The organism is Spongisporangium articulatum (assembly GCF_044465595.1).
GTDB lineage: Bacteria > Actinomycetota > Actinomycetes > Actinomycetales > Kineosporiaceae > Spongisporangium > Spongisporangium articulatum.
On the sequence record NZ_JBITLV010000006.1, the window covers coordinates 246266 to 269655 of the forward strand.

The 23390-nt window shown below is 72.5% G+C and carries 24 protein-coding genes; 11 read left to right on the top strand and 13 right to left on the bottom strand.

Annotated elements, in window-relative coordinates; genetic code table 11:
- Positions 1 to 35: 35 nt before the first annotated feature.
- Positions 36 to 965: an SMP-30/gluconolactonase/LRE family protein gene (locus ACIB24_RS18290; RefSeq protein ID WP_398283295.1), complete on the bottom strand. Its 930-nt coding sequence runs from the start codon at positions 963 to 965 to the stop codon at positions 36 to 38.
- A gap of 107 nt (positions 966 to 1072) precedes the next feature.
- Here ACIB24_RS18290 and ACIB24_RS18295 point away from each other — a divergent pair, with 107 nt between their 5' ends.
- The 3 genes from ACIB24_RS18295 to ACIB24_RS18305 all read left to right on the top strand — a co-directional run bounded on the left by ACIB24_RS18295 (position 1073) and on the right by ACIB24_RS18305 (position 5095).
- On the top strand, positions 1073 to 2671 hold the full coding sequence (locus tag ACIB24_RS18295; protein ID WP_398283297.1) for an ABC-F family ATP-binding cassette domain-containing protein: 1599 nt from the start codon (positions 1073 to 1075) through the stop codon (positions 2669 to 2671).
- A gap of 130 nt (positions 2672 to 2801) precedes the next feature.
- The gene (locus ACIB24_RS18300) at positions 2802 to 3023 is read left to right on the top strand and encodes a helix-turn-helix domain-containing protein (protein WP_398283299.1); all 222 of its coding nucleotides are present in this window, start codon (positions 2802 to 2804) and stop codon (positions 3021 to 3023) included.
- A 176-nt stretch (positions 3024 to 3199) separates the two neighbouring features.
- Entirely contained in the window at positions 3200 to 5095 is a 1896-nt protein-coding gene (locus tag ACIB24_RS18305; protein ID WP_398283301.1) for an ABC transporter ATP-binding protein, read from the top strand.
- A gap of 49 nt (positions 5096 to 5144) precedes the next feature.
- Here ACIB24_RS18305 and ACIB24_RS18310 read toward each other — a convergent pair whose 3' ends face one another.
- The 7 genes from ACIB24_RS18310 to ACIB24_RS18340 form a co-directional block, all read right to left on the bottom strand.
- Positions 5145 to 5909 (bottom strand): SDR family oxidoreductase, encoded by a 765-nt coding sequence (locus ACIB24_RS18310; protein WP_398283303.1) that lies wholly within the window; start codon positions 5907 to 5909, stop codon positions 5145 to 5147.
- 113 nt (positions 5910 to 6022) lie between these two features.
- Positions 6023 to 6880 (bottom strand): SURF1 family cytochrome oxidase biogenesis protein, encoded by an 858-nt coding sequence (locus tag ACIB24_RS18315; protein ID WP_398283305.1) that lies wholly within the window; start codon positions 6878 to 6880, stop codon positions 6023 to 6025.
- Positions 6877 to 7155, bottom strand: coding sequence for a hypothetical protein (locus ACIB24_RS18320; RefSeq protein ID WP_398283307.1), 279 nt, complete (start codon positions 7153 to 7155; stop codon positions 6877 to 6879). Before ACIB24_RS18320 ends, ACIB24_RS18315 begins: the two co-directional genes overlap by 4 nt.
- 135 nt (positions 7156 to 7290) lie before the next feature.
- Positions 7291 to 7656: a DUF3099 domain-containing protein gene (locus ACIB24_RS18325; protein ID WP_398283309.1), complete on the bottom strand. Its 366-nt coding sequence runs from the start codon at positions 7654 to 7656 to the stop codon at positions 7291 to 7293.
- Between the two features lie 45 nt (positions 7657 to 7701).
- Positions 7702 to 9114, bottom strand: a complete 1413-nt coding sequence (locus ACIB24_RS18330) for a metallopeptidase TldD-related protein (RefSeq protein WP_398283311.1) — start codon at positions 9112 to 9114, stop codon at positions 7702 to 7704.
- Positions 9111 to 10613, bottom strand: coding sequence for a TldD/PmbA family protein (locus ACIB24_RS18335; RefSeq protein WP_398283313.1), 1503 nt, complete (start codon positions 10611 to 10613; stop codon positions 9111 to 9113). The genes ACIB24_RS18330 and ACIB24_RS18335 overlap by 4 nt, the downstream gene beginning before the upstream one ends.
- A 67-nt stretch (positions 10614 to 10680) precedes the next feature.
- On the bottom strand, positions 10681 to 11655 hold the full coding sequence (locus ACIB24_RS18340) for a zinc-binding alcohol dehydrogenase family protein (protein ID WP_398283315.1): 975 nt from the start codon (positions 11653 to 11655) through the stop codon (positions 10681 to 10683).
- 176 nt (positions 11656 to 11831) lie between these two features.
- Between ACIB24_RS18340 and fabG the strand changes: the two genes are divergently transcribed.
- Both fabG and fabI read left to right on the top strand, forming a co-directional pair.
- Positions 11832 to 12536, top strand: a complete 705-nt coding sequence (fabG, locus tag ACIB24_RS18345) for a 3-oxoacyl-ACP reductase FabG (RefSeq protein ID WP_398283317.1) — start codon at positions 11832 to 11834, stop codon at positions 12534 to 12536.
- A 65-nt stretch (positions 12537 to 12601) separates the two neighbouring features.
- On the top strand, positions 12602 to 13369 hold the full coding sequence (gene fabI, locus ACIB24_RS18350) for an enoyl-ACP reductase FabI (RefSeq protein WP_398283319.1): 768 nt from the start codon (positions 12602 to 12604) through the stop codon (positions 13367 to 13369).
- Between the two features lie 22 nt (positions 13370 to 13391).
- On the opposite strand, the gene ACIB24_RS18355 is transcribed toward fabI, so the two are convergent.
- Positions 13392 to 13901 carry a SixA phosphatase family protein gene (locus ACIB24_RS18355; protein ID WP_398283321.1) on the bottom strand — a complete coding sequence of 170 codons (510 nt, stop codon included), beginning with the start codon at positions 13899 to 13901 and terminating at the stop codon, positions 13392 to 13394.
- A gap of 71 nt (positions 13902 to 13972) precedes the next feature.
- Between ACIB24_RS18355 and ACIB24_RS18360 the strand changes: the two genes are divergently transcribed.
- On the top strand, positions 13973 to 14107 hold the full coding sequence (locus tag ACIB24_RS18360; RefSeq protein ID WP_398283323.1) for a hypothetical protein: 135 nt from the start codon (positions 13973 to 13975) through the stop codon (positions 14105 to 14107).
- Here ACIB24_RS18360 and serB read toward each other — a convergent pair.
- Complete coding sequence (gene serB / locus ACIB24_RS18365) at positions 14100 to 15320, bottom strand: phosphoserine phosphatase SerB (RefSeq protein WP_398283325.1); 1221 nt, start codon at positions 15318 to 15320, stop codon at positions 14100 to 14102. The genes ACIB24_RS18360 and serB overlap by 8 nt on opposite strands.
- Before the next feature lie 30 nt (positions 15321 to 15350).
- On the opposite strand from serB, the gene ACIB24_RS18370 reads away from it, so the two are divergent.
- Complete coding sequence (locus ACIB24_RS18370; RefSeq protein WP_398283327.1) at positions 15351 to 15671, top strand: SelT/SelW/SelH family protein; 321 nt, start codon at positions 15351 to 15353, stop codon at positions 15669 to 15671.
- 25 nt (positions 15672 to 15696) lie between these two features.
- Here the strand turns inward: ACIB24_RS18370 and ACIB24_RS18375 are convergent, their stop codons facing one another.
- Positions 15697 to 16059, bottom strand: coding sequence for a DUF1304 domain-containing protein (locus ACIB24_RS18375; protein ID WP_398283329.1), 363 nt, complete (start codon positions 16057 to 16059; stop codon positions 15697 to 15699).
- Positions 16060 to 16493: 434 nt separating this feature from the next.
- On the opposite strand from ACIB24_RS18375, the gene ACIB24_RS18380 reads away from it, so the two are divergent.
- The 3 genes from ACIB24_RS18380 to ACIB24_RS18390 all read left to right on the top strand — a co-directional run bounded on the left by ACIB24_RS18380 (position 16494) and on the right by ACIB24_RS18390 (position 19905).
- Positions 16494 to 17327: a C40 family peptidase gene (locus ACIB24_RS18380; RefSeq protein WP_398283331.1), complete on the top strand. Its 834-nt coding sequence runs from the start codon at positions 16494 to 16496 to the stop codon at positions 17325 to 17327.
- A 442-nt stretch (positions 17328 to 17769) separates the two neighbouring features.
- Positions 17770 to 18732, top strand: a complete 963-nt coding sequence (locus ACIB24_RS18385; protein ID WP_398283333.1) for a C40 family peptidase — start codon at positions 17770 to 17772, stop codon at positions 18730 to 18732.
- Between the two features lie 360 nt (positions 18733 to 19092).
- Complete coding sequence (locus ACIB24_RS18390) at positions 19093 to 19905, top strand: C40 family peptidase (protein WP_398283335.1); 813 nt, start codon at positions 19093 to 19095, stop codon at positions 19903 to 19905.
- Between the two features lie 47 nt (positions 19906 to 19952).
- Here the strand turns inward: ACIB24_RS18390 and ACIB24_RS18395 are convergent, their stop codons facing one another.
- On the bottom strand, positions 19953 to 20804 hold the full coding sequence (locus ACIB24_RS18395; RefSeq protein WP_398283337.1) for an LLM class F420-dependent oxidoreductase: 852 nt from the start codon (positions 20802 to 20804) through the stop codon (positions 19953 to 19955).
- A gap of 18 nt (positions 20805 to 20822) precedes the next feature.
- Complete coding sequence (gene glgC, locus ACIB24_RS18400) at positions 20823 to 22064, bottom strand: glucose-1-phosphate adenylyltransferase (protein WP_398283339.1); 1242 nt, start codon at positions 22062 to 22064, stop codon at positions 20823 to 20825.
- A 47-nt stretch (positions 22065 to 22111) separates the two neighbouring features.
- On the opposite strand from glgC, the gene glgA reads away from it, so the two are divergent.
- Positions 22112 to 23305: a glycogen synthase gene (gene glgA, locus ACIB24_RS18405; protein ID WP_398283341.1), complete on the top strand. Its 1194-nt coding sequence runs from the start codon at positions 22112 to 22114 to the stop codon at positions 23303 to 23305.
- Positions 23306 to 23390: the final 85 nt, after the last annotated feature.

Genomic DNA, 23390 nt, shown 5'->3' on the forward strand with positions numbered 1-23390 from the left:
GGCCCTCCAGCGCTTGGGTCGGTCAGCGGGACTGATCACCCGACGGTAACGCCTGCGGGCGGGTCCAGCTCACGCACGGTGCCGTCCCAGCCGCTGGTGAACAGCGCGGGCGCGGGGCCGCCGGGCCCGACCACCCCCGGACCGACCCGCACCGAGCTGGCTCCGGGGACGGTCGCGATGGCGCAGTGCGCGCCCGTGGCCGGGTCGACCTTCTCCACCCGGTTGCCGAGATTGGCCGCCACGTAAAGACTTCCGTCGGGCGTGGCGGTCAGGTCGTCGACCGCGTCGAGGACGGTGCCGATCCGGGCCACGGTCCGCGCGGCCCCGGCCCGCGCGCCGCCCGACAGCAGCGGGATCGCGACGATCTCGCCCGTGTAGGTGTCGTCGCTGTAGAGCGTCGTCCCGTCCGGTGAGACCGCGAGGCCGTTCGAGTGCCCGTAGGACGACCAGCGGGCCGTCTTCACGCCTGTGGACGGTACGACGCGGGTGATGCCGGAGAGCCCGAACACCGCGCTGCTCGCCGCGGCCAGGCTGCCGTCCGGCAGGCCGGCCAGCCCGTTCGGCGCGGTCACCGAGGCGACCTTGCGGGTGGCGCCCGTGGCCAGGTCGATCGCGGTGACGGTGCCCGGCAGGGCCAGCGCGATGTTCAGTGCCGAGTCGCCGGTGTTCACGTAGAGCGTGCCGCCCGCCCGCACGAGACCGCCGGGGGCGTCGAGCCCGGTGGCGACCGTCGTCCGGCCCGTGGCGGTGACCCGCTCGACCGCGGAGCGGTCGACCGCGGAGACGTAGAGCCCGCCCGCGCCGTCCGGGGCGATGTTCTCGAGCGTGCCGAGCCCGGAGGCGACGGTCGTGACCGTCCAGCCTGCGCACCCGGCCGGGGTCGTCGCGGCACCCGCGGGGGCGGCCGCGCCCAGCAGCCCTACGGGGAGGGCCGCAACGGCCAGGAAAGCCCAAGATCGCCTCATGGCTCGGAGCGTAACCGGACCCCCGGCCCGGGCACCGTAGAATGGGCCGGCACGGACGTCGTCCGACGCCCGTGCCGGCCCCCACCACCTGCAGGAGAACCGCACCCATGATCGTCGCCCAGGGTGTGGAGCTGCGCGCGGGCGCGCGCCTGCTGGTGGAGAACGCCACCTTCCGGGTCGGCCCGGGGCAGCGCGTCGGGCTGGTCGGTCGCAACGGCGCCGGCAAGACCACCCTGACCAAGGTGCTGGCCGGCGAGGCCCAGCCCGCCGCGGGCACCGTGACCCGCAGCGGCGAGATCGGCTACCTGCCGCAGGACCCGCGGGGCGTGGACCTGGAGGAACTGGCCCGCGACCGGGTGCTGTCCGCCCGCGGCCTCGACGAGATCATCACGCGGATGCGCGAGACCGAGGGCCAGATGGCCAGCGCGGACGACGAGACGCGGGACAAGGCGATGGCCCGCTACGCGCGGCTGGAGTCCCAGTTCGTCACCCGGGGCGGGTACGCGGCCGAGAGCGAGGCGGCCACCATCTGCGCCAGCCTGTCACTGCCGGAACGGGTGCTGGACCAGCCGCTCGGCACGCTGTCCGGCGGGCAGCGTCGCCGGGTGGAGCTGGCCCGGATCCTCTTCTCCGACGCCGAGACCCTGCTGCTCGACGAGCCGACCAACCACCTGGACGCCGACTCCATCGTCTGGCTGCGGGACTTCCTGAAGGTGTGGTCGGGCGGGCTGATCGTGATCAGCCACGACGTCGAACTCCTCGAGGCGACCGTCAACGCGGTCTTCCACCTCGACGCCAACCGGTCGGTGATCGACGTCTACAACGTGGGCTGGAAGGCGTACCTGCAGGCCCGCGAGACCGACGAGAAGCGCCGCCACCGGGAGCGGGCCAACACGGAGAAGAAGGCCGCCGTGCTGCTGCAGCAGGCGGACAAGATGCGGGCCAAGGCCACCAAGGCGGTCGCCGCCCAGAACATGATCAAACGGGCCGAGAAGATGCTCGGCGGCCTCGAGGAGACCCGGCAGGCCGACAAGGTGGCCAAGCTGCGGTTCCCGTCCCCGGCCCCCTGCGGGCGCACCCCGCTGATGGCCTCGGGGCTGAGCAAGTCGTACGGCAGCCTGGAGATCTTCACCGACGTCGACCTGGCCATCGACAAGGGCTCACGGGTCGTCGTCCTGGGCCTCAACGGCGCGGGCAAGACGACCCTGCTGCGCATCCTGGGCAGCGTCGAGAAGCCCGACACCGGTCAGATCGAGGCCGGGCACGGCCTGCGGATCGGGTACTACGCCCAGGAGCACGAGACGCTCGAGGTCGACCGCACGGTGCTGGAGAACATGCGCTCGGCGGCCCCGGACCTGCAGGACGCGCAGGTCCGCACGGTGCTGGGGTCGTTCCTGTTCCAGGGGGACGACGTGCACAAGCCGGCCGGTGTGCTGTCCGGTGGGGAGAAGACCCGGCTGGCGCTGGCCACCCTGGTCGTCTCCGGAGCCAACGTGCTCCTCCTGGACGAGCCGACGAACAACCTCGACCCCGCCTCCCGGGCCGAGGTCCTCGACGCCCTGCGCCGCTACGAGGGGGCCGTCGTCCTCGTCACCCACGACGAGGGGGCGGTCGAGGCCCTCAACCCCGAGCGGGTCGTGCTGTTGCCCGACGGCGCCGAGGATCTCTGGAATTCGGACTATCTGGACCTGGTCTCCCTCGCCTGAGAACCGCTCCGGCGCAAAGATTCGGGCGCTACCCGGCGTCACGGACCCCCGCGGGGCTTTTCAAGATGCCGACCCGTGATCTGTTGACCACCATGAAGGTCATCTAGCCGTTCTCGGAAGAGGAGGATTCGTGGCCGAGACCGTCAAGAAAGGCGTCAGGATCACGGGCACCGACCGCTCGAAGCTCGCCGGAGAGCTCAAGAAGAAGTACACCCAAGGGGCCAGCATCCGGGCGCTGGCGGAGGAGACCGGCCGCTCGTACGGCTTCGTGCACCGCATCCTGACGGAGAACGACGTGGCCCTGCGCGGGCGCGGCGGTGCGACCCGGGGCAAGGCGAAGGCGGGCCGCTGAAACACTCCTGAGGGCTCCCAGGAGCCGGCGCGAGAGGCCGGCGAAGACTCCGGGCGCCCGTCCACCGGCACCACCTGGTAGGACGGACGTCGGGAAGCTTCGCCGGCGTCCGCGTGTTTGGAGTCCCTCGAGGGACCGATCAGGAGGGGCTCGACAGAATGCAGCCAGGTGGTGGCATGGCGGGGTGGCAGATCATGCGCTCCTACCGCCGTGACGAGGACGTGAAGGACCAGAAGCTCGCCCCGGGTACCCGCCGGCGGATCCTGGGCTTCGCCCGCCCCTACCGCACCCGGATCGCGGTCTTCCTCGCCCTCGTCGTCTTCGACGCCTTCCTGACCGTCGCCTCGCCGCTGCTGCTCAAGCGCATCGTCGACGACGGGGTGATCCCGAAGGACCGGGGCGTGGTCGTGGGGCTGGCCCTGGTCGTGGCCGCCGTGGCCGTCGTCGACGTGGCCGCCGGGCTCGTGCAGCGCTACCAGTCGGCGCGGATCGGCGAGGGGCTGATCTACGACCTGCGCACCCGGGTGTTCGGGCACGTGCTCCGCCAGCCGGTCGCCTTCTTCACCCGGACCCAGACGGGGGCGCTCGTGTCCCGGCTGAACAACGACGTGATCGGCGCCCAGCAGGCCTTCACCTCGACGCTGTCGAGCGTGGTCTCGAACGTGGTCTCGCTGATCCTGGTGGCCGGGGCGATGTTCTACCTGTCCTGGCCGATCACTCTGGGGGCGCTCCTGCTGCTGCCGCTGTTCCTGCTGCCCGCCCGCCGGATGGGACGCCGCCTGCAGGGGCTGGCCCGGCAGCAGATGCAGGTGCAGGCCGACATGGGCTCGCGGATGACCGAGCGGTTCAACGTCGCGGGCGCCATGCTGGTGAAGCTGTTCGGGCGACCGGCCCAGGAGGACGCCGAGTTCGGCGAGCGGGCCGGGCAGGTCCGGGACATCGGCGTCCGGATCTCCATGAGCAACTACTTCTTCTTCTCCGGGCTCACCCTGGTCGCGTCGCTGGCCACGGCCCTGGTGTACGGGGTCGGCGGCCTCCTGGCCATCGATCAGTCCCTGACCGTGGGCACCCTGCTCGCCCTGGCCGCGCTGCTGGGCCGGCTGTACGGGCCGCTGACCGGGCTGTCGAACGTCCGGGTCGACATCATGACCGCCCTGGTCAGCTTCGAGCGGGTCTTCGAGGTGCTGGACCTGCCGGCCCTGATCCAGGAGAAGCCGGACGCGAAACCCGTTCCCGCGGGCGCGGTCTCGGTCGAGCTGGACGACGTGCGGTTCCGTTATCCGTCGGCGGACGAGGTGTCGCTCGCGTCGCTGGAGACGGTCGCGGTGGCCGATCGGCGGGCCGGTGGCGAGGTGCTGCACGGCGTCTCGTTGCGGGTCGAACCGGGCCAGCTGGTCGCGCTCGTCGGGCCCAGCGGGGCCGGCAAGTCGACGATCGCCGCGCTCGTGTCGCGGTTGTACGACCCGACGTCCGGGGCCGTGCGGGTCGGCGGCCTGGACCTGCGCGACGCGCAGCTGCAGTCGTTGCACGACACGGTCGGCGTGGTGACCCAGGAGGCGCACCTGTTCCACGACACCGTGCGCGCCAACCTGCTCTACGCCCGACCCGAGGCCACCGACGACGACCTGCGCGAGGCCCTGCGCTCGGCCCAGATCTGGGACCTGATCGCCTCCCTGCCCGAGGGGCTGGACACCGTCGTCGGCGACCGGGGGCACCGGCTGTCGGGCGGCGAGAAGCAGCGCATCGCCCTGGCCCGGCTGCTGCTGAAGGCGCCCCGGATCGTCGTCCTGGACGAGGCCACGGCGCACCTCGACTCCGAGTCCGAGGCGGCCGTCCAGCGCGCCCTGGAGCACACCCTGGCCGGCCGGACGGCGTTGGTGATCGCCCACCGGCTGTCGACCGTGCGCGCCGCCGACGCCATCGCGGTCGTGGACGGCGGCCGGATCGTCGAGCACGGCACGCACGCCGAACTGATGGCCCGCGGCGGCCTCTACGCCGACCTCTACCACACCCAGTTCGCCGACCAGGACTCGTCGGTGATCAAGGAAACTTCTACTGCCCGCTCGGCGTGATTCCGACGCTTCGTGCATCGGTGGCAGTAGAAATTTCCATGATCACGGACTAGAGGGACGAGGCAGCTCCGCCGTCGACGGTGATCGTGGTGCCGTTGACGTAGGACGCGGCGGGCGAGAGCAGGAACACCGCGGGCCGGGCCAGTTCGTACGGTTCGCCGTAACGGCCCAGGGGAGTGCGGTTCTCGTACGCCCGGCGGCGCCCGTCGGGATCGCCCGACGCCGCGTCGAGCTCGCGCACCCGCTCGGTCTCGATCCGGCCGGGCAGCACGCCGTTGACCCGGACGTTGCGCGGGCCGAGCTCGGCGGCCATCGTCTTGCCGGCCATCGCCAGTCCGGGCCGCAGCCCGTTGGACAGGGCCAACCCCGGGATCGGTTCGCGTACCGAGCTGGACAGCATCAGGACGATCGAACCCCCTTCGCGGGAGCAGAGTTTCGCGATCGTGCGCGCCATCCGCAACGGACCCAGGAAGGTGGTCTCGAAGGCCACCCGCCAGGCGCCGTCGTCCAGGTCCATCAGCTCACCCGACGGCGGGCCGCCCACGTTGACGATGCCACCGTCGAGCCGGCCGTAGCGCGCGATGGCGGCGGCGGCCAGGCAGGTCTCGATCCCGGCCTCGGACAGGTCACCCGACACGGCCAGCGCCCGGTCGGGGCCGCCGAGCTGCTTGGCCAGCGCGTCGAGCGGTTCGTCGTCCCGCGCACACAGCACGAGTCGCGCGCCCTCGTCGGCCAGGACCTCCGCACACGCCCGGCCCAGGCCACGCGAAGCCCCCGTCACGATGTACACGCGGTCGCTGAGCCCGAGGTCCATACACCCCATCCCGTCAGACAACGTCGAATGAATCGCCATCGACGGCACATACGTACCGTCATTGAGCCATCACTCTACGACGTTGGCTGTGAAGAACGCGCGAGGAACGCCCTCTATTGGTCGAGCCGCCGTACTTCGCGCACCATCGCCACGCCGAACAGCACGTACGCGGCCGCTGCGAACGCCCACCACTGGAAGGCGTAGGCGAGGTTGATGCCGATCCCGAAGTCGGGCGGGTCGGCCGGCGCCGGCGTGTCGGGCGCCGCGGGCGTCTCGGCGACCAACTGCCCGTAGGCCTGCACCACCCGACCGCCGGCCGTCCCGGAGCCCGTCAGCGCCCGCACGTCGATCCGGGTCACCTGGCCGTTCGCAGCCCGCTCGGCGCCGACCTCCGACGGGCGCAACCGCGCGACCACGGTGACCTGACCACCGGGGACCGCGGGGACGACGGCCGGCCGGGTCACGTCGGAACCGGCCGGGACCCAGCCGCGGTCGACCAGCAGCACGAGCCCGTCGTCCGAACGGATCGGCACGACCACGTCGAAACCGGCCTGCCCGTCGCGCGGCTTGTTCCGGACCAGCACCTGGGCGTCGGCGACGTAGCTGCCGGTGACGCGCACCGGCCGCCACTGCAGGTGGGCGGGCAGGCTCGTGGTGAGCCGGCCGTCGACCTGGGCGTCGAGAGCCGCCAGGTCGACGGGGGCGGCGTCGTAGTTGTGCGCCACCAGGTTCTTGCGGGCCTCCCGGAACTCGTGCCGGTGGAACTGCCACCGGCCGAGGAACACGAACAGGACGGACAGCAGGACGACGCCGAACAGGGCCAGCAGCCAGCGCCGGTCGCGCAGGAGACCCAGGGCGCCGCGCACCTCGGCCCGGGTCGGCCACCGCTCGCGCCCTGCGGCGAGCCGTTCGGCCATCGTGCGCGACGGCGCGCCGTACCGCTCCTGCGGCCGCTGCACCTGCTGACTCATGCGTCCTCCACCGGGACGACATCCTTCAGGAAACCGCGCAGGCTCAGGAACGCACCCAGCGATTCACGGTGCTCGTCGCAGGCGGTCCAGACCTTCCGGCGCTCCGGCGGGTGCAGTTTCGGGTTGTTCCAGCGCAGCGCCCAGCGGGCCGGCGCCCGGCAGCCGCGGGCGCTGCAGACCACCTCTCGAGGGCCCTGACCAGGGCTGTCGTCAACCGCTTGATCCCGAGCGCCGTCAACCGCTTGATCGAGAGGGTCCGGCGGGGCGGGAGGCATGTCGGCAGTGTCGCAAAAGGCGGACGCCGGGCGGCCACGGGGGATGCCGCCCGGCGTCCTGAGGCGCGCCCCGACGGGGGATGCAGAGCGCGCCGAATCAGTATTGCACGCTCCTGTGTCACATTGATTGTTCAGTTAACCGGTCCGTTCGGGGGAGCCATTACTCGTCCATTCTGCCGATTGCCGGATGGTCCGGTCAGGCGCGGAGGACTCGGCGTCTCGGGGGAGGGCGATGAGCGGCGACTCGGTGACCTGGACGTTGTTGCGGCGCCCCGAGCCGACCGCATTGGCCATCACGACGGCGACGTAGGGGAGGAACACGGCCCCGGTGGCGAACACCCAGCGGGCCGGGCCCGGCACGACCACGGCCAGGACGACGCACACGGTCCGGATCGCCATCGCGATCAGGTACCGCTTGATCCGCGCGCCCTGGTCCTCGGACCGGGCGGGCCGGGCCGTCGTGATGCTCTGCACCGGCTGGGGACGGGAGTGCGGATCCACGGGTTCACGGTACGCCTGTGCGCGCCGATCGCTGAGCGGGCCGGCTCAAGACGCCTCGGACACGCTCGACATGTTCATCCCGCGCACCAGCAGGGCCGGCATCCGCGCCCGCGTGAACCAGTCCGACCACTCACGCGGCAGGCACAGCTCCGGCGCCCCCACGGCCGCCACCCGGGACAGCGCGTCGACGGGACTCTCGTTGAACCGGAAGTTGCTCGTCGCGCCGACCACCTCGCCGCCGCGCACGACGTACACACCGTCTCGGGTCAGCCCGGTGAGCAGCAGCGTCTGCGGGTCGACCTCTCGGATGTACCAGAGGCAGGTCAGCAGCAACCCGTCCCCGAGCCCGGCGGCCAGGTCGACCGCCGTCCCCGTGCCCTCGGGGGCCGACAGGCTGAGGTTGCCGACGGCCCCGGCGCGCGGGACGCCGGTCAGTGCCTCCGTGTGCCGGGTCCCGGCCAGCGCCGTGAGACGGCCGCCGTCCAGCCAGTGGACGGCCGGTGTGGGCAGGCCGTTGTCGAAGACCGAGGCGGTCGGGGACGACGCCCGCGCGATCACGCGGTCCGCACACCCGAGCGCGGGGTCGGCCGGGTCGCTGCGCAGGCTCAGGGGGACGTCGGTCAGCGGCTCGCCGAGCCGGGTGCGGCCGGGCGGGCCGCCGGGGGCGGAGTACACGCTGCGGCCCTCCGCCGCCGAGCGCGCGTCGGCGGACCAGTAGGCGTAGACCATCAGGTCGGCGACCGCCGAAGGCGGCAGCACGGTGTCGTATCGGCCGGGGGGCAACGCGATCCGGTTCGCCTGCCAGGCCAACCCCTGGCTGATCTCGGCGTCGAGCGCGGGCACGTCGACGTCGGTGAAGTCGCGGGTGCCGCGCCCGGCCCAGGCCGACCGGGACCGGTTCTCGGACTTGCCGTTCAGCTCGATCATGCCGACCGGTTCGACCACCCGGTAGCGCAGCCCGCCGCTCGTGCCGAGCCAGCTGGTGCTCAGCTCGTGCCGGGCGAACCCGAAGCTCTCCCGCCCCGGGGTGGCCCGGTCCCGGGCGAACAGCTCACCCAGCGCCCCGGCCACGTCGGCCAGCGTCGCCGGCCCGGTCTCCTCGGCCGGATCGTCCCAGCCGGGCAGCACGTCACCGGAGACCAGCTCCGCCGCGTCCTCCGCGGGCGCCCCCGTGCGGGCCACCCCGGCGGCGTCGGCGACCAGGGCCCGCACGGCGGTGACGTCCGTGGCCGGGCGGGTCAGGACACCGGCCGCCGTACCGCCCTCGACGGGGGTGGTGACGACCGCGGTGACGGTTCGGGACCGGGTGAACCCGTTCGTGGTCAGGCCGGACAGCGCCCAGCGCAGGTTGACCTGCCACGACTCCTCGACGATGACGACCGCCCCGAAGGGTCCGCCGGCCAGGGACCGCGCGGCCTCCAGGCCCGCCTCGACGAGGACCTGCGGATCGTCGCTCACCGGCCCGCCTCCTCGAGCGTGTTGAGAATGCTGACCTGGCTGAACAGGGCGCTCGGGCAGCCGTGGCTGACCCAGGCGGTCTGACCGGGCTGCGCCTTGCCGCAGTTGGGTGCGCCGCCCAGCACGTAGGTCTGCGGCCCGCCGAGCGCGCGCAACGAACCCCAGAACGAGGGCGTGGAGCCCTGGTAGGCGGCGTCCTTGACCTGGCCGGCGAGCCGGCCGCCGCGGATCCGGTAGAAGCGCTGCCCGGTGAACTGGAAGTTGTACCGCTGCATGTCGATCGACCAGGACCGGTCGCCGACGACGTACAGCCCGTCCTCGACGCCGCCGATCAGGTCGGCCGTGCTCGAGTCGCCCCGAGGCTGCAGGCTGACGTTGGCCATCCGTTGGACGGGGACGCTCAGCGCTGAGTCGGCGTAGGCGCAGCCGTTGCTGCGGCCGAGCCCCGTGCGCGCGGCCATCGCCCGGTCGAGCTGGAACCCGCTCAGGACGCCGTCCCGGACCAGGTCCCACTGCGTGGTGGCGACGCCTTCGTCGTCGAAACCTACCGTGGCGCAGGCGAATTCGGCGGTGCGGTCGCCGGTCACGGTCATCAGCTCGCTGCCGTAGCGCAGCGTGCCGAGCCCGGCGAGCGTGGCGAACGACGTGCCCGCGTAGGCGGCCTCGTACCCGAGCGACCGGTCGAGTTCGGTGGCGTGCCCGACGGATTCGTGGATGGTCAGCCACAGGTTGGTCGGGTCGATCACCAGGTCGTACCGGCCCGCCTCCACCCCGGGAGCGACGAGGCGCTCGGCCAGCAGTTCGGGCAGTTCGGCCAGCTCGGCGTCCCAGTCCCAGGCCGCCGACTCTCCCGAGCCGGTGAGGTACTCCCAGCCCCGCGCCGACGGACCGGCCAGGGTCCGCAGGCTCTCCGGTCCGTCCGTACCGAGGCCGACGACGGTGAACTCCGGGTGGATCAGCAGTCGCTGCTGGACGATCCGGCTGCCGGACAGGTCGGCGTAGAACTTCTGCTCCTTCACCTGCTGCACGTCGGCGTCGACGTGCTCCACCGACGACGTCGCCAGCAGTGCGGCCGACCGGTCGGACAGCAGTCGCACCCGGTCGGCCGCCGGTACGGCGAAGGGGTCGACCTCGCCGGGCCCGACCCAGGTGGCTCGGTGCACGGGCTCGGGGGCGAGCTCGGTGCGTTCGGCGGCCAGCGGCGCGCAGGTGCGCGCCACGTCGAGGGCGTGCCGGGCGGTGCGGGCCGCGGCGTCGGTGGTCAGCTCGTCGGTGGCGGCGAATCCCCACACCCCGTCGAGCAGCACCCGCACGGCGAGACCCAGCCGCTCGCCGTCCGCGCTCGACGCCAGGCGTCCGTCGCGCAGCGCCAGATGCCCGGTCCGCGCCCGCTGCACCCTCAGGTCCGCGTGCGCCGCCCCCGCCGCCCCGGCAACCTCGAGAGCCGCGGCGGCCAACTCGTCGAGGGGGAGCGAAGCGAACTCCCCGTCGATGCTCATGCTGTCGGAATGCACGTTCTCAAGGCCTCCAGGACGCCGTTGCCTGTACATCTGAACAGCATCGGCGTCAGGGGGTGAGGATCAGCTTCCCGACCGTGCTCCGCGACAGGAGCGCGCGGTGCGCGTCGGCGGCCTGGTCCAGTGAGTACGTGCCACCGGTGACCGCCCGCAGCCGCCCGGCCCGGACCATCGAGGCCAGCTCCTCCATCGGCTGCGCCAGCCCGCCGGGCAGCGTCAGCGCGTGGATCAGCCAGAACCCGGCCACGGTCTGTGAGCGCGCCATCAGCCGGCCGACCTCGACCGGCGACGGCGGTACCCGTGAGGCCATCCCGAACGTGATCAGCCGCCCGAGGGCACCGAGCGCGGCCAGCGAGCCGTCGAACACGTGGCCGCCGGTCATCTCCAGGACGATGTCGACCGGCTTCCCGCCGTTGGCCTCGCGCAGCGAGGCCTTCACCTCGGCCGCGGACGTCGTCCCCGAGAGGTCGACGGTGACGTCGGCGCCCAGCTCCGTGGCCAGCTTGGCCTTCTCCTCGCCGGAGGCGACCCCGATCACCCGGCCCGCACCCCAGGCCTTGGCCAGCTGGACGGCGAGGGTGCCCACCCCGCCCGCCGCAGCGTGCACGACGACCGACTCGCCGACCTGCATCCGGGAGCAGGTGCGCAGCAGGTGCCAGGCCGTCGTCCCCTGCACGATCAGTGCCAGCGCGCTGGCGTCGTCCACCTCGTCGGGGACGGGGAACGCCAGCTGGGGCACCGTGAGGGCCTTCTCGGCGTACCCGCCGCCGGCGCCCAGCAGCGCGACGACGCGCTCGCCGTCCCGCTCGCCACCGGAGATCCGGCCGACCGCCTCGGCGCCGGGGATCATCGGCAGCTTCTGCGCGGCCAGGTAGGAGTTCTCGGTCTGGTGGGTGTCGGCGTAGTTGATGCCGGCGGCGGACACCTCGATCAGCAGCTGCCCGGGCTGGGCCACGGGGTCCTCGACGTCCGTGACCCGCATGACCTCGGGCCCGCCGAACTCTACGATCTGCACGGCTCGCATCCCACCGACGCTACCGCCTCCGAGGGTCACCGCGCGTGCCTGCGCGGGTACGTCGGTGTACACCTGTCCGAGGCCGCTTGCGTTCCCGCGACCCCGGTCGGCTAGCGTGCCGTGGACATTCGGGCGGCCGCATCGTCGCGGACCGCGGTCGAGCCGGATCTCCTGGGAGCGTGCCCATGGGTCGTAGCGTTCTGGTCACCGGTGGCAACCGGGGCATAGGCCTGGCGGTCGCGCGCGCCCTCACGGACGCCGGGCACGCCGTCACCGTCACCCACCGCAGCGGCGAACCACCCGCGGGGCTGGCCGGGGTGCACTGCGAGGTCACCGACACCGACTCCGTGGACGCCGCCTTCCGGGCCGTCGAGGAACGCCAGGGTCCGGTCGAGGTGCTGGTCGCCAACGCGGGGATCACCCGTGACCAGCTGCTGATGCGGATGAGCGACGACGAGTACGAGGCGGTCGTGGCCACCAACCTGGGCGGGGTCTTCCGGTGCGTGCGTCGGGCCGCCACCAGCATGATCCGCAAGCGCTACGGCCGCATCGTGCTGGTCGGCAGCGTCGTCGGTCTGTACGGCGCCCCCGGGCAGGCGAACTACGCGTCGACCAAGGCCGCACTCGTCGGGCTGGCCCGCTCGGTCAGCCGCGAGGTCGGCGCCCGGGGCATCACCGTCAACGTGGTGGCCCCCGGTTTCGTCGAGACCGACATGACCGCCGCGCTGGCGCCCGAGCGTCGCGAGCAGTACCTGGCCGCGATCCCCGCCCACCGGTTCGCCGACCCGGCCGAGGTGGCCGCGGCCGTGTCGTTCCTGGCCTCCGACCAGGCCGGGTACATCACCGGGGCCGTCCTGCCGGTCGACGGCGGCCTGGGCATGGGGCACTGAGACGTAAGGGAACCCTGACAACCCACTAGGTTTCACGGAAGAGACCACGAAGGAGAGTCGCTGCGATGGGACTGCTCGAGGGCAAGACGCTGCTGATCACCGGGGTGCTGATGGACTCCTCGATCGCCTGGCACGTGGCCAAGCTGGCCCAGGAGGAGGGCGCCGAGGTCATCCTCAGCTCCTTCGGCCGCCAGATGCGGATCACCCAGGCGGTGGCCAAGAAGCTGCCGGCGCCCGCGCCGATCGTCGAGCTGGACGTGGCCAACGACGAGGACCTGGCCGCGCTCGAGGGCCGGCTGCGCGAGCACACCGACCGCATCGACGGGGTGCTGCACTCCATCGGCTTCGCCCCGCAGTCCGTCCTCGGCGGCCGCTTCCTGAAGGGCAAGTGGGAGGACGTCGCCACGGCCGTGCAGATCTCGGCGTTCTCGCTGAAGTCCCTGGCCATGGCCGTGAACCCGCTGATGCAGTCGGGCGGCTCGATCGTGGGCCTGACGTTCGACGCCACCGTCGCCTGGCCGATCTACGACTGGATGGGCGTGGCCAAGGCCGCCCTGGAGTCGACGAACCGCTACCTGGGCAAGCACCTCGGCCCGGAGGGCATCCGGGCCAACCTGGTCGCCGCCGGCCCGATCCGGACCACCGCCGCGAAGTCGATCCCGGGGTTCGAGGAGTTCGAGAAGATCTGGACCGAGCGGGCCCCGCTGGGCTGGGACGTGCGCGACCCGGGCCCCACGGCCAAGGCCTGCACCATGCTGCTGTCCGACTGGTTCCCCGCCACCACCGCGTCGATCATCCACGTGGACGGCGGGTTCCACGCGATGGGCAACTGAGCCGTCGGGGTCAGCCCCGGATTCAGCCCCGCGGCACGTCGAACGACCTGAGCGCCGCCCCGCCGGCGCGCAGGTCGGCCCACCGCCCGGGCACCGCGAGGACGGCGATGCCCGAGGTCGGGTACTTGGTCGCCACGTGCCGCAACGCGGGCTTGCTGCTGCCCGGCCCGGCCAGCTTCTCGACGGTCGTCGACATCGTCGGCTCGTGCCCGACCACGAGCACGACCTCCACCCACGCGGGGGTCACGCGGACGACGTTCAGCAGGTCCTTCCAGGTCGCGCCGTACAGGTCGTCCTCGTAGCGGACCGGGGGCTCCTTGGCCACACCCTGCCCGGCGAGCTGCCAGGTCTGCCGGGTGCGCAGCGCGGGGGAGCAGAAGACCAGTTGCGGCGCAGGCAGTTTCGCGAGGAAGCCGGCCGCCGCCTTGGCGTCTCGGCGGCCGCGCCCGGCGAGCGGGCGTTGCTCGTCGTCCACGCCGTAGGGCCAGTCCGACTTGGCGTGGCGCAACAGGATCAGGGTTCGCTTCGCCACCGCCCCATCCTGCCCTACGACATCCGAAAACGGTTGACCGGGGCGGTGGGTCACCCGCCAGGATGGGGTGCGTGCCCAGCCACGTGATCCGGCGCGAACGCCCCGGCGACGTCGCGACCGTCCGTGCCGTGCACGTCGCGGCGTTCCCGACCCCCGACGGCGCGGGCGAACCGGCGGAGGCCGGCCTGCTCGACGCGCTCAGCTGACGGCGTCGGCCAGGTCGGCCTCCTCGACCTCCGCGCGCGGGATGCCGAGCAGGTACAGCACCGCGTCCAGGTAGGGCACGGAGACGCTGGTGTCGGCCTGCGCGCGGACCAGCGGCTTCGCGTTGAACGCGATCCCCAGCCCGGCGGCGGCCAGCATGTCGAGGTCGTTGGCGCCGTCGCCGATGGCGACGGTACGGCTCAGCGAGAGGCTCTCCGACGCCGCGAAGCGGCGCAGCGCCTCGGCCTTCCCGGCCCGGTCGACCACCGGACCCAGTACCCGCCCGGTGAGGACGCCGTCCCGCACCTCGAGCCGGTTGCCCGCCACGTGGGCGATCCCCAGCTCCTCGGCCAGCGGGGCCACCACCTCGACGAACCCGCCCGAGACCACGCCGAGCGTGAACCCGAGCCGCAGCAGCGTCCGGCACAGCGTCCGGGCCCCGGGGGTCAGGCGCACGGCCGCGCGGACGTCGTCCAGCACGCTCTCCGGCAGCCCCTTCAGGCAGGCGACCCGTTCGTGCAGGCTCTCCGCGAAGTCGATCTCGCCGGCCATGGCCCGCTCGGTGATCGCCGCGACCTCCTGCGCCCGGCCCGCGTGGGCGGCCAGCAGCTCGATCACCTCGTCGCGGATCAGGGTCGAGTCGACGTCCATCACCACCAGGCGACGGCCGCGGCGGGCCAGCCCGGCGGGGGAGACCGCCACGTCCACGCTGTGCGCGGCCGCCTCCAGGCTCAGCTCGCGGCGCAGGGTCTCGGGGTCACCGCCCGACACGTCGAGCTCGAGCGTGGTGACGGGGTAGCGCGAGATGCGCCGGACCCGGTCGATGTTCGCGCCGTCCTTGGCCAGGCGGCCCGTGATCGCGGCGACCGCCTCGGGCAGCACCGGGTTGCCGAGGATGGTCACCACCAGCCGGTTGTCCCGCCGGGGGGCGTTGTCGCCCTTGCCCGGGACGACGTCCAGCTGGAGGTTCAGGGACGTCGCCGCGCGCTGGGCGCGGCCCACCGCCTTGTGCTCCTGGCCGCCGACCGTGACCAGCACCGCGAGGCTCAGGTGGCCTCTGACGACGACCTGCTCGACGTCCAGCACCTCGACCCCGGGGAGGCTCAGGGCCTCGAAGATCGTGGTGGTCACCCCGGGGCGGTCGGCGCCGGTGAGGGTGAACAGGAGCGTGCGGGCGTTCGGGTCCGGCTGGTGGGGCTGGTTGGGCTGGCTCACGGCTCGAGGCTAGCGGCGTAGGTTGTGCCGATGAGCGATCGGGTGGGCGCCCCAGAACACACCGGTGTGGTCACCGTCACCTATTGCACGCAGTGCAACTGGCTGCTGCGGGCCGCGTGGGTGGCCCAGGAGCTGCTGCAGACCTTCGGCGTCGAGCTGGGGGGCGTGACCCTGGCGCCGGGGACCGGCGGGGTGTTCACCGTGCACGCCGGGCCGACGCTCGTGTGGGACCGGAAGCGGGACGGTGGGTTCCCCGACATCGTCGAGCTGAAGCGCCGGGTCCGCGACGAGCTGGTCCCCGACCGCGTGCTGGGTCACGCCGACCGGGCGGCGGGCCGACCCGACGGGTGAGTCGGGCGCAGTGAGCTCAGTGAGCTCAGTGAGCCAGGACGACGAACGCCAGCGCCACGACGGCGGGCACGGTCTGCGCGGCCAGGATCCGCGGGCTCACGGTCGCCGCGCCGTACAGGCCCGCCACCGCGACGCAGCTCAGGAAGAAGACCCGGAACGCGAACCCCGACGGATCGCTCAACAGGCATCCCACGAACAGCCCGGCGGCCAGGAACCCGTTGTACAGGCCCTGATTCGCGGCCAACGCCTTCGACGCCTCGGCGAACTCGGGCGTCAGACCGAACACCGCGCGCCCGCGCGGGCGCGTCCACAGGACCATCTCCAGGAACACGATGTAGACGTGGATGGCCGCCACCAGCAGGGTCAGAACGATCGCGACGAGGTCCATGGTCGGGAACCTACCGCGCCCCCGGCGGGGCCTCCGGGACGCGCGGGGATACGCACGGGACACCCGTATGGCGTAGATCACTGCGATGCGTACCGGTTTGATAACTATCAGTGGATCACTTAGCGTCTGGTCCAGGCGCCCCCACCGTGGGCGTCGGGCGGTCGCGCGCCGAGGTCCATCAGCGCCCGCTCCGAGACACGAGATGGACGCCGGGGAACCACCTGGTGGGGGCGACGCCGAGGATGGCGCGTCGCCGTCCGACGTACCGCGAGCAGAGCGGACAGACACACGTCGGGCACCCGCCGCGGGGCGAAGCCGCTCCCCAGAGAAGCCCTCTGGGCCGGCCGGGCATCTTCCAGCCCGAGCCCGTCAGCTCACCTGGTAGGCGTGGGAAGGAAAACCCCTTGAAGGAGAACTCCCTCAGTAGGTCTGCCATGCCCGTGGGGCTGATGACCGCCGCGGCCCTCGTGCTCACGGGCGCCTCGCCGGCCTCCGCGCAGGAATCCGCACCTGAGTCGGCGCAGACCACCCCGAACGCCAGCGGCTCGCTCGACGAACAGCCGGTCGACGGGCAGGTTGCGGCCACCGAGTCGGACACCGAGACCGTCACGGCCTCGGCCACCCGCACGGACCGCGTCACGGTGAAACGCAAGCTCACCAAGAAGGTCTCGGCCAAGGCGACCGCCGAGGCCCGGGCCACGAAGAAGGCGAAGCGGTCGGTCACCGTCACGGTGACCCGCTACGCCCCCACCCAGGCCGAGGCCGAAGCCGAGGCCGAGCAGGTCGCGCACGACGCGGCGCACCAGAGAGCGCAGGACCGGGCCACGAAGGCGGCGGGCAAGTCCGCTGGGAAGGCCGCCCACTCGGCCGCCCGGAAGAAGGCCCGCACGAAGGCGAACCACAAGGCGCACAAGGAGTTCGACAACCTCGTGCTCAAGCGGGCCCGTGCCCTGAAGGGCCGCCCCTACCGCTGGGGCGGCAACGGCCCGAGCTCGTTCGACTGCTCCGGGTACGTCCGGTACGTGATGAAGAAGGCCGGGGTGAACAACCTGCCGCGCACGGCGGCCGGCATCGGGCACAAGGTGAAGCACGTGTCCAAGAAGCACCGCGAGGTCGGCGACGTGATCCTGTTCGGATCGGGTCGCGGCGTCTACCACATCGGCATCTACGCCGGGCATGGGAAGGTCTGGCACGCACCGGGTTCCGGGCGCACCGTGACGAAGGCGAAGATCTGGACGTCGCACTACTCGGTCGGCCGCACGGTCTGATCGAATCGGCGGTGGCACCGTTCTCGTTCGGCCCAGCCCCCGCGCTGGGCCGAACGAGGGCGGGTCGCCCCGCAGCGTGAGGGCCCGACCCGAGCGGACGCGCCACCCCGGGTGGCGCCGGGAACGCCGTCCCCGAAGCACTTTCGGCGCCGGACCGGCCGCCGAGTGGTTCACCCAGGTGCCCAGGAACCGGGTGCCGGGTGGCCGGACTCGCCGAAGTCCATCGCCGGTCACCACCGACCCGAGATGGACGCCGGGGACCCACCTGGCGAGGCGCACCGTCCAGCCTCGGGCGGCGCCGGACGACGACCGTGCACCGAACGCGCGTCGCCCACCTCGCCGCGGGGCGAAGCCGACCTGCCAGCACGACCGGAGGCCGGCCGGGCACCTTTCAGCCCGAGCCCGTCAGCTCACCTGGTAGGCGTGGGAAGGACTCACCGCCTTGCTCCTGCACGCCCCGAAACGCCTGCACCTGCCCCTCACCGCCACGCTCACCGCCACGCTCACCACCGTGCTCGCCACGGCTCTCACCACCGGGGCGCTCGTCCTGGCCGGTGGCTCCACCGCCTCCGCCGCGACCGCCACGGCGGCCGCGACCGGCACCAGCCCGGGCACGGCGACGACCCCCAGCACCGTCACCGACGGCGTCGTGGACAGCTCGGTCTCCTCGAGCACGGTCAGGGCCGAGAAGCGTCGCGGCTACATCCGGGTCACCGAGACCGGCGCCGCGACCGTCACCGTGGCCCGCACCGCGACCGTCACCCAGAAGGCCACCAAGCGACTGACCAGCACGGTCGCCGGGACCGGGACCGGGGTCGGCACGGCCTCCGAGCAGGCGACCGCCACCGTCTCGCTCACCCTGGCCCGCTACGGCGTCGACAAGGCCCACGCCACGGTCCGGGCCCGCAAGGCCGCCCGGCAGGCCGCCCTCGACGCGGCCACCGCGCAGGCCGGCGACGAGGCGCTCGACGCGGCCCGGGACGCGGCGGCCGCCGACGCCACGGCCGACGCCACCGTGAACGCCGTGCAGCGCGCCCTGGCCAACTTCTCGAGCCTGGTCCTGCGCACGGCGGCGTCCTTCGAGGGCACCCCGTACAAGTGGGGCGCGAACGGCCCGGCGGCGTTCGACTGCTCCGGGTACGTCCGGTACGTGATGAGGACGGCCGGCGTGGTCGACCTGCCCCGCACCTCGGCGGACATCAGCGCCGCCGTCACCCGGGTGGCCAAGAAGAACCGCCAGGTCGGCGACCTCATCTTCTTCGGTACCGCGACCGGCGGCGTCACCCACGTCGGGATCTACGCGGGCGACGACATGATCTGGCACGCCCCGGGCACCGGCCGCACGGTCACCAAGGCCAGGATCTGGACCACCCGGTACACGGTCGGCCGGGTCCTGACGGCCTGAGTCACCCGCTCGGGGGACCGAACCGTATGTCGAACGTCACGAGATCGCCGGATCCCTTGCCGGACCGGGGCTGACCGCCGACGGTCCAAGCAGGTGCCCACTCTCCACGGGCACCGGGTGGCCGGATCGCCGAGGTCCATCACCGGCCACCCCGAACCCCAACGATGGACGCCGGGGACCCACCTGGCGAGGCGCGCCGTCCAACCTCGGGCGGCGCCGGACGACGACCAGCGCCGCATGCGCCGTCGCCCACCTCGCCGCGGGGCGAAGCCGACCTGCCAGCACGACCGGAGGCCGGCCGGGCACCTTTCAGCCCGAGCCCGTCAGCTCACCTGGTAGGCGTGGGAAGGACTCACGCTCTTGCTCAAGCACACCCTGAACCGCTCACGCATGCCCCTCGGCGCCCTGGTGACCGCCGCCGCCCTGGCGGCCGGCGCCTCGAGCGCCGCGGCCTCCGACGTCACCGTTGACAACGTTGACACCGCGGTCGCGACCGAGACGGCCACCGTCACCGTGGCGCAGACCCGCGCCGACACGGAGACCGCCACCGCCCACCTGACCCGGACGGTGCGGGCGACCGCCACCGCCCGGGCGAAGGCGACCCGTCAGGCCACCCGGAAGGTGACCGTCACCGTCACCCGGGCGGCGGACAGCCCGTCCGGGGCGCACGCGGAGGCCGAACAGGCCGCGCGGGCCACCGCCCGGCTGCAGGCCACCCGGGCGGCGACCTCGGCGGCGGGCAGCGCCGCGGCGCGCGCCGCGCACGTCTCCGCCGCCCGGAAGGCCCGCAGCAGTGCGAACCGGTTGGCGCACCACGGCTTCGCGACGACGGTGCTGCGCCACGCGGCCGCCCTCAAGGGACGTCCGTACCGGCTGGGCGCCGACGGGCCGCGCGCCTTCGACTGCTCCGGCTACGTCCGGTACGTGCTGAGGGCCGCCGGGGTGAGCGGGCTGCCCCGCACGTCGGCCGCGATGAGCCGGGCCCTGACGCATGTCCGCAAGAGCAGCCGGCAGATCGGCGACCTGATCCTGTTCGGCTCCCGCCGGCACGGCGTCACCCATGTCGGCATCTACGCGGGGCACGGCACGATCTGGCACGCCCCCGGCACCGGCCGCCGGGTCACCCGCGCCCCGATCTGGACGTCCCACTACGCCGTCGCCCGCACCGTCTGACCCACGAGTGGAACGTTCTGCCCCGGAAACGGCTCCCGGGAGCGTCGTTACGGGCCAGAACGTTCCACTGGGCGGTCGCGGTTGACCTCGTCCCGCCAGGCGACCCACTCGCGCACCGGGCCGAGGTCGAAATCCGGACCGCCGGAACGGATCGTGAACCGGGTGAAGCCCAGCTCGAGCAGCTGCGGGCCGTACGGGTCGGGGGAGCGCTCCCACGACGGAACGTGGCGGGACGTCGGCGCGCCGCCGTGAGTACTCCGCTCGATCGTCGACGGGTCGCGCCCTTCGACCCGGCACCAGTCGTCCAGCACCTGCTGCTTGCGGGCCAGCAGCTCGGGGGTACCGATGCAGTGCCAGATGTCGGCGTGCCGGGCGACCAGGCGCAGCGTGCGCTGTTCCCCGCCGCCACCGATCAGCACCGGGATGTCGCGCAGCGGCGGCGGGTTGAGCGCTGACCAGCGGGCCTTGATCCGGGGCACCGCCGCCTCGAGTTCACCGAGCCGGGCCCCCGCCGTCCCGAACGGGTACCCGTACTCGGCGTAGTCGCGCTCGAACCAGCCCCCACCCAGGCCGAGGACGAGCCGACCACCGCTGATGTGGTCGACGGTGCGGGCCATGTCGGCCAGCAGGTCGGGGTTGCGGAACCCGACCGGTGACACCAGCGGGGCGAGCTCGACCCGTGAGGTCTGCTCGGCCCACGCCGCCAGCAACGACCAGGCCTCGAAGTTCCGGCCTGCCTCCCACCCGTCGTCCGTGCCGAACAGCGGGAAGAAGTGGTCCCAGACACAGATCATGTCGACGCCGAGGTCCTCGGCCTCGCCGACCACGCGCCGGATCGTCGGGTAGTCGGAGTGCTGTGGTTGGACCGCCAGGGCGATCCGCACGGGGCGAGGAACCATGTCAGGCACCGTAGGCCCTCACAGCGTGATGACGGCGTCCTTGCCGATCACGGTGATGCCGGACTCGGTGACCATGAAGCCGCGGGCCCTGTCCTCCTCCGGGTCGAGACCGATGCGGGCGCCCTCGGGGACCTTCACGTTCTTGTCGATGATGGCCCGGCGGATCACCGCGTGCCGCCCGACGTCCACGTTGTCCATCAGCACGCTGTCGCTGACCGTCGACCATGACCGGACCATCACGTTCGGCGACAGCACCGAACCCTCCACGAACGCCCCCGACACGACGGTGCCACCCGAGACGATCGAGTTCACCGCGTGCCCGATGCGGCCGTGCCAGCCGTGCACGAACTTCGCCGGCGGGTACGGGCCGAGGTGGGTGTAGAGCGGCCAGTCGTAGTTGTAGAGGTTGAACACGGGGTGCACCGACACCAGATCCATCTGCGCCTCGTAGTAGGCGTCGATGGTGCCGACGTCGCGCCAGTAGCCGCGGTCGCGCTCGTCGGAACCCGGGACGTCGTTGTCCTTGAAGTCGTAGACGCCGGCCTCACCGCGCTCCACGAAGTAGGGCACGATGTCGCCGCCCATGTCGTGCTTGGAGTCGTCGTTGTCGGCGTCCTGCGTGACGGCGTCGACGAGGGCCTTGGCGTCGAACACGTAGTTGCCCATCGAGGCCAGCACCTGGTCGGGCGCGTCCGGCAGCCCCTTGGGGTTCTTCGGCTTCTCCAGGAAGGCCTGGATGCGCTGCGGTTCGTCGTCGTAGGTCTTGATGACGCCGAACTGGTCGGCCTCGGCGATGGGCTGCCGGATGGCCGCGACCGTGCACGCCGCGCCGCTGGCCACGTGCTGGTCGACCATCTGCTGGAAGTCCATGCGGTACACGTGGTCCGCACCCACCACGACGACGATGTCGGGCTTCTCGTCACCGACGAGGTTCAGGCTCTGGAAGATGGCGTCGGCCGAGCCGAGGTACCACCGCTTGCCGACCCGCTGCTGCGCCGGGACGGGGGCCACGTAGTTGCCGAGGATGTTCGACATCCGCCAGCCCTGGGCGATGTGCCGGTCGAGGCTGTGCGACTTGTACTGGGTCAGCACGACGATCTTGAGGAAGCGCGCGTTCACCAGGTTCGACAGCGCGAAGTCGACGAGGCGGTAGATGCCCCCGAAGGGCACCGCGGGTTTGGCGCGGTCCGCGGTCAACGGCATGAGTCGCTTGCCCTCGCCGCCGGCGAGAACTATCGCCATCACCTTCGGATTCGCCATGTCTTGACGATAGGCCCGAAGGTCGAATCCGCACTACGGTGAGTTGCATGAGGGTTGACATTCTTTCGCGTGAATACCCTCCGGATGTGTACGGCGGCGCAGGCGTGCACGTGGCCCAGTTGGTGGGCGTCCTGCGGTCCCGCCTCGACGTCCGGGTGCACACGTTCGGTGACCCGCGCCCGGAACCGGGCGTCACGGCCTATCCCGAGCCCGAGACCCTCGCCGGGGCCAACGCCGCGCTGCGGACCCTGGGGGTCGACCTGGGGATGGCCGCGGGCGCGGCCGGGGCGGACGTCGTCCACTCCCACACCTGGTACGCGAACCTCGGGGGCCACCTCGCCGGCCTGCTGCACGACGTCCCGCACGTGCTGACCGCCCACAGCCTCGAGCCGTTGCGTCCGTGGAAGGCCGAGCAGCTGGGCGGCGGCTACGCCGTGTCGAGCTGGGCGGAGCGCACCGCCTACGAGGGGGCGGCAGGCGTGATCGCGGTGAGCGACGGGATGCGCAACGACATCCTGCGCAGCTACCCGCAGGTCGACCCCGCCAAGGTCGTCACGGTGCACAACGGCATCGACCTCACGGACTGGCAGCGGGTGGACGACGCCGGGCAGCTGGCCACGCAGGCCGCGGCTCTCGGGGTGGACAGTTCCCGGCCGAGCGTCGTGTTCGTCGGCCGGATCACGCGGCAGAAGGGGCTGCCGTACCTGCTGCGCGCGGCCGCGCTGCTGCCGCCCGACGTCCAACTGGTGCTCGCCGCCGGGGCCCCCGACACCCCGCAGATCGCCGACGAGGTCGCCGGCCTGGTGGCGAGCCTGGCCGAGACCCGCTCGGGCGTGGTCTGGCTCGACCGGATGCTGTCGCGGCCCGAGGTCTGCACGATCCTGTCGGCCGCGACGACGTTCGTCTGCCCGTCGGTGTACGAGCCGCTGGGCATCGTCAACCTCGAGGCGATGGCCTGCGGGGCCGCGGTGGTCGGGACGGCGACCGGCGGCATCCCCGAGGTCGTCGACGACGGCGTCACGGGCCGACTGGTGCCCATCGACCAGGTCGACGACGGGACCGGAACCCCGCGCGACCCGGACACCTTCGTGCACGACCTGGCCGCGGTGCTGACGGAGGTGACCTCCGACCCGGCGCGGGCCCGCGAGTACGGCACGGCAGGGCGGCGACGCGCCGAGGAGCACTTCTCCTGGGAGGCCATCGCCGACCGCACCGTCGAGGTCTACGAGTCCGTGCGGTGAGGCTGCCCGACCGGGTGGTCGATGCCGCCATCACCGCGGTCGCGGCCGTGTGGCGCCGGGTCCCGCACGGCGACGGCCGCCGCCG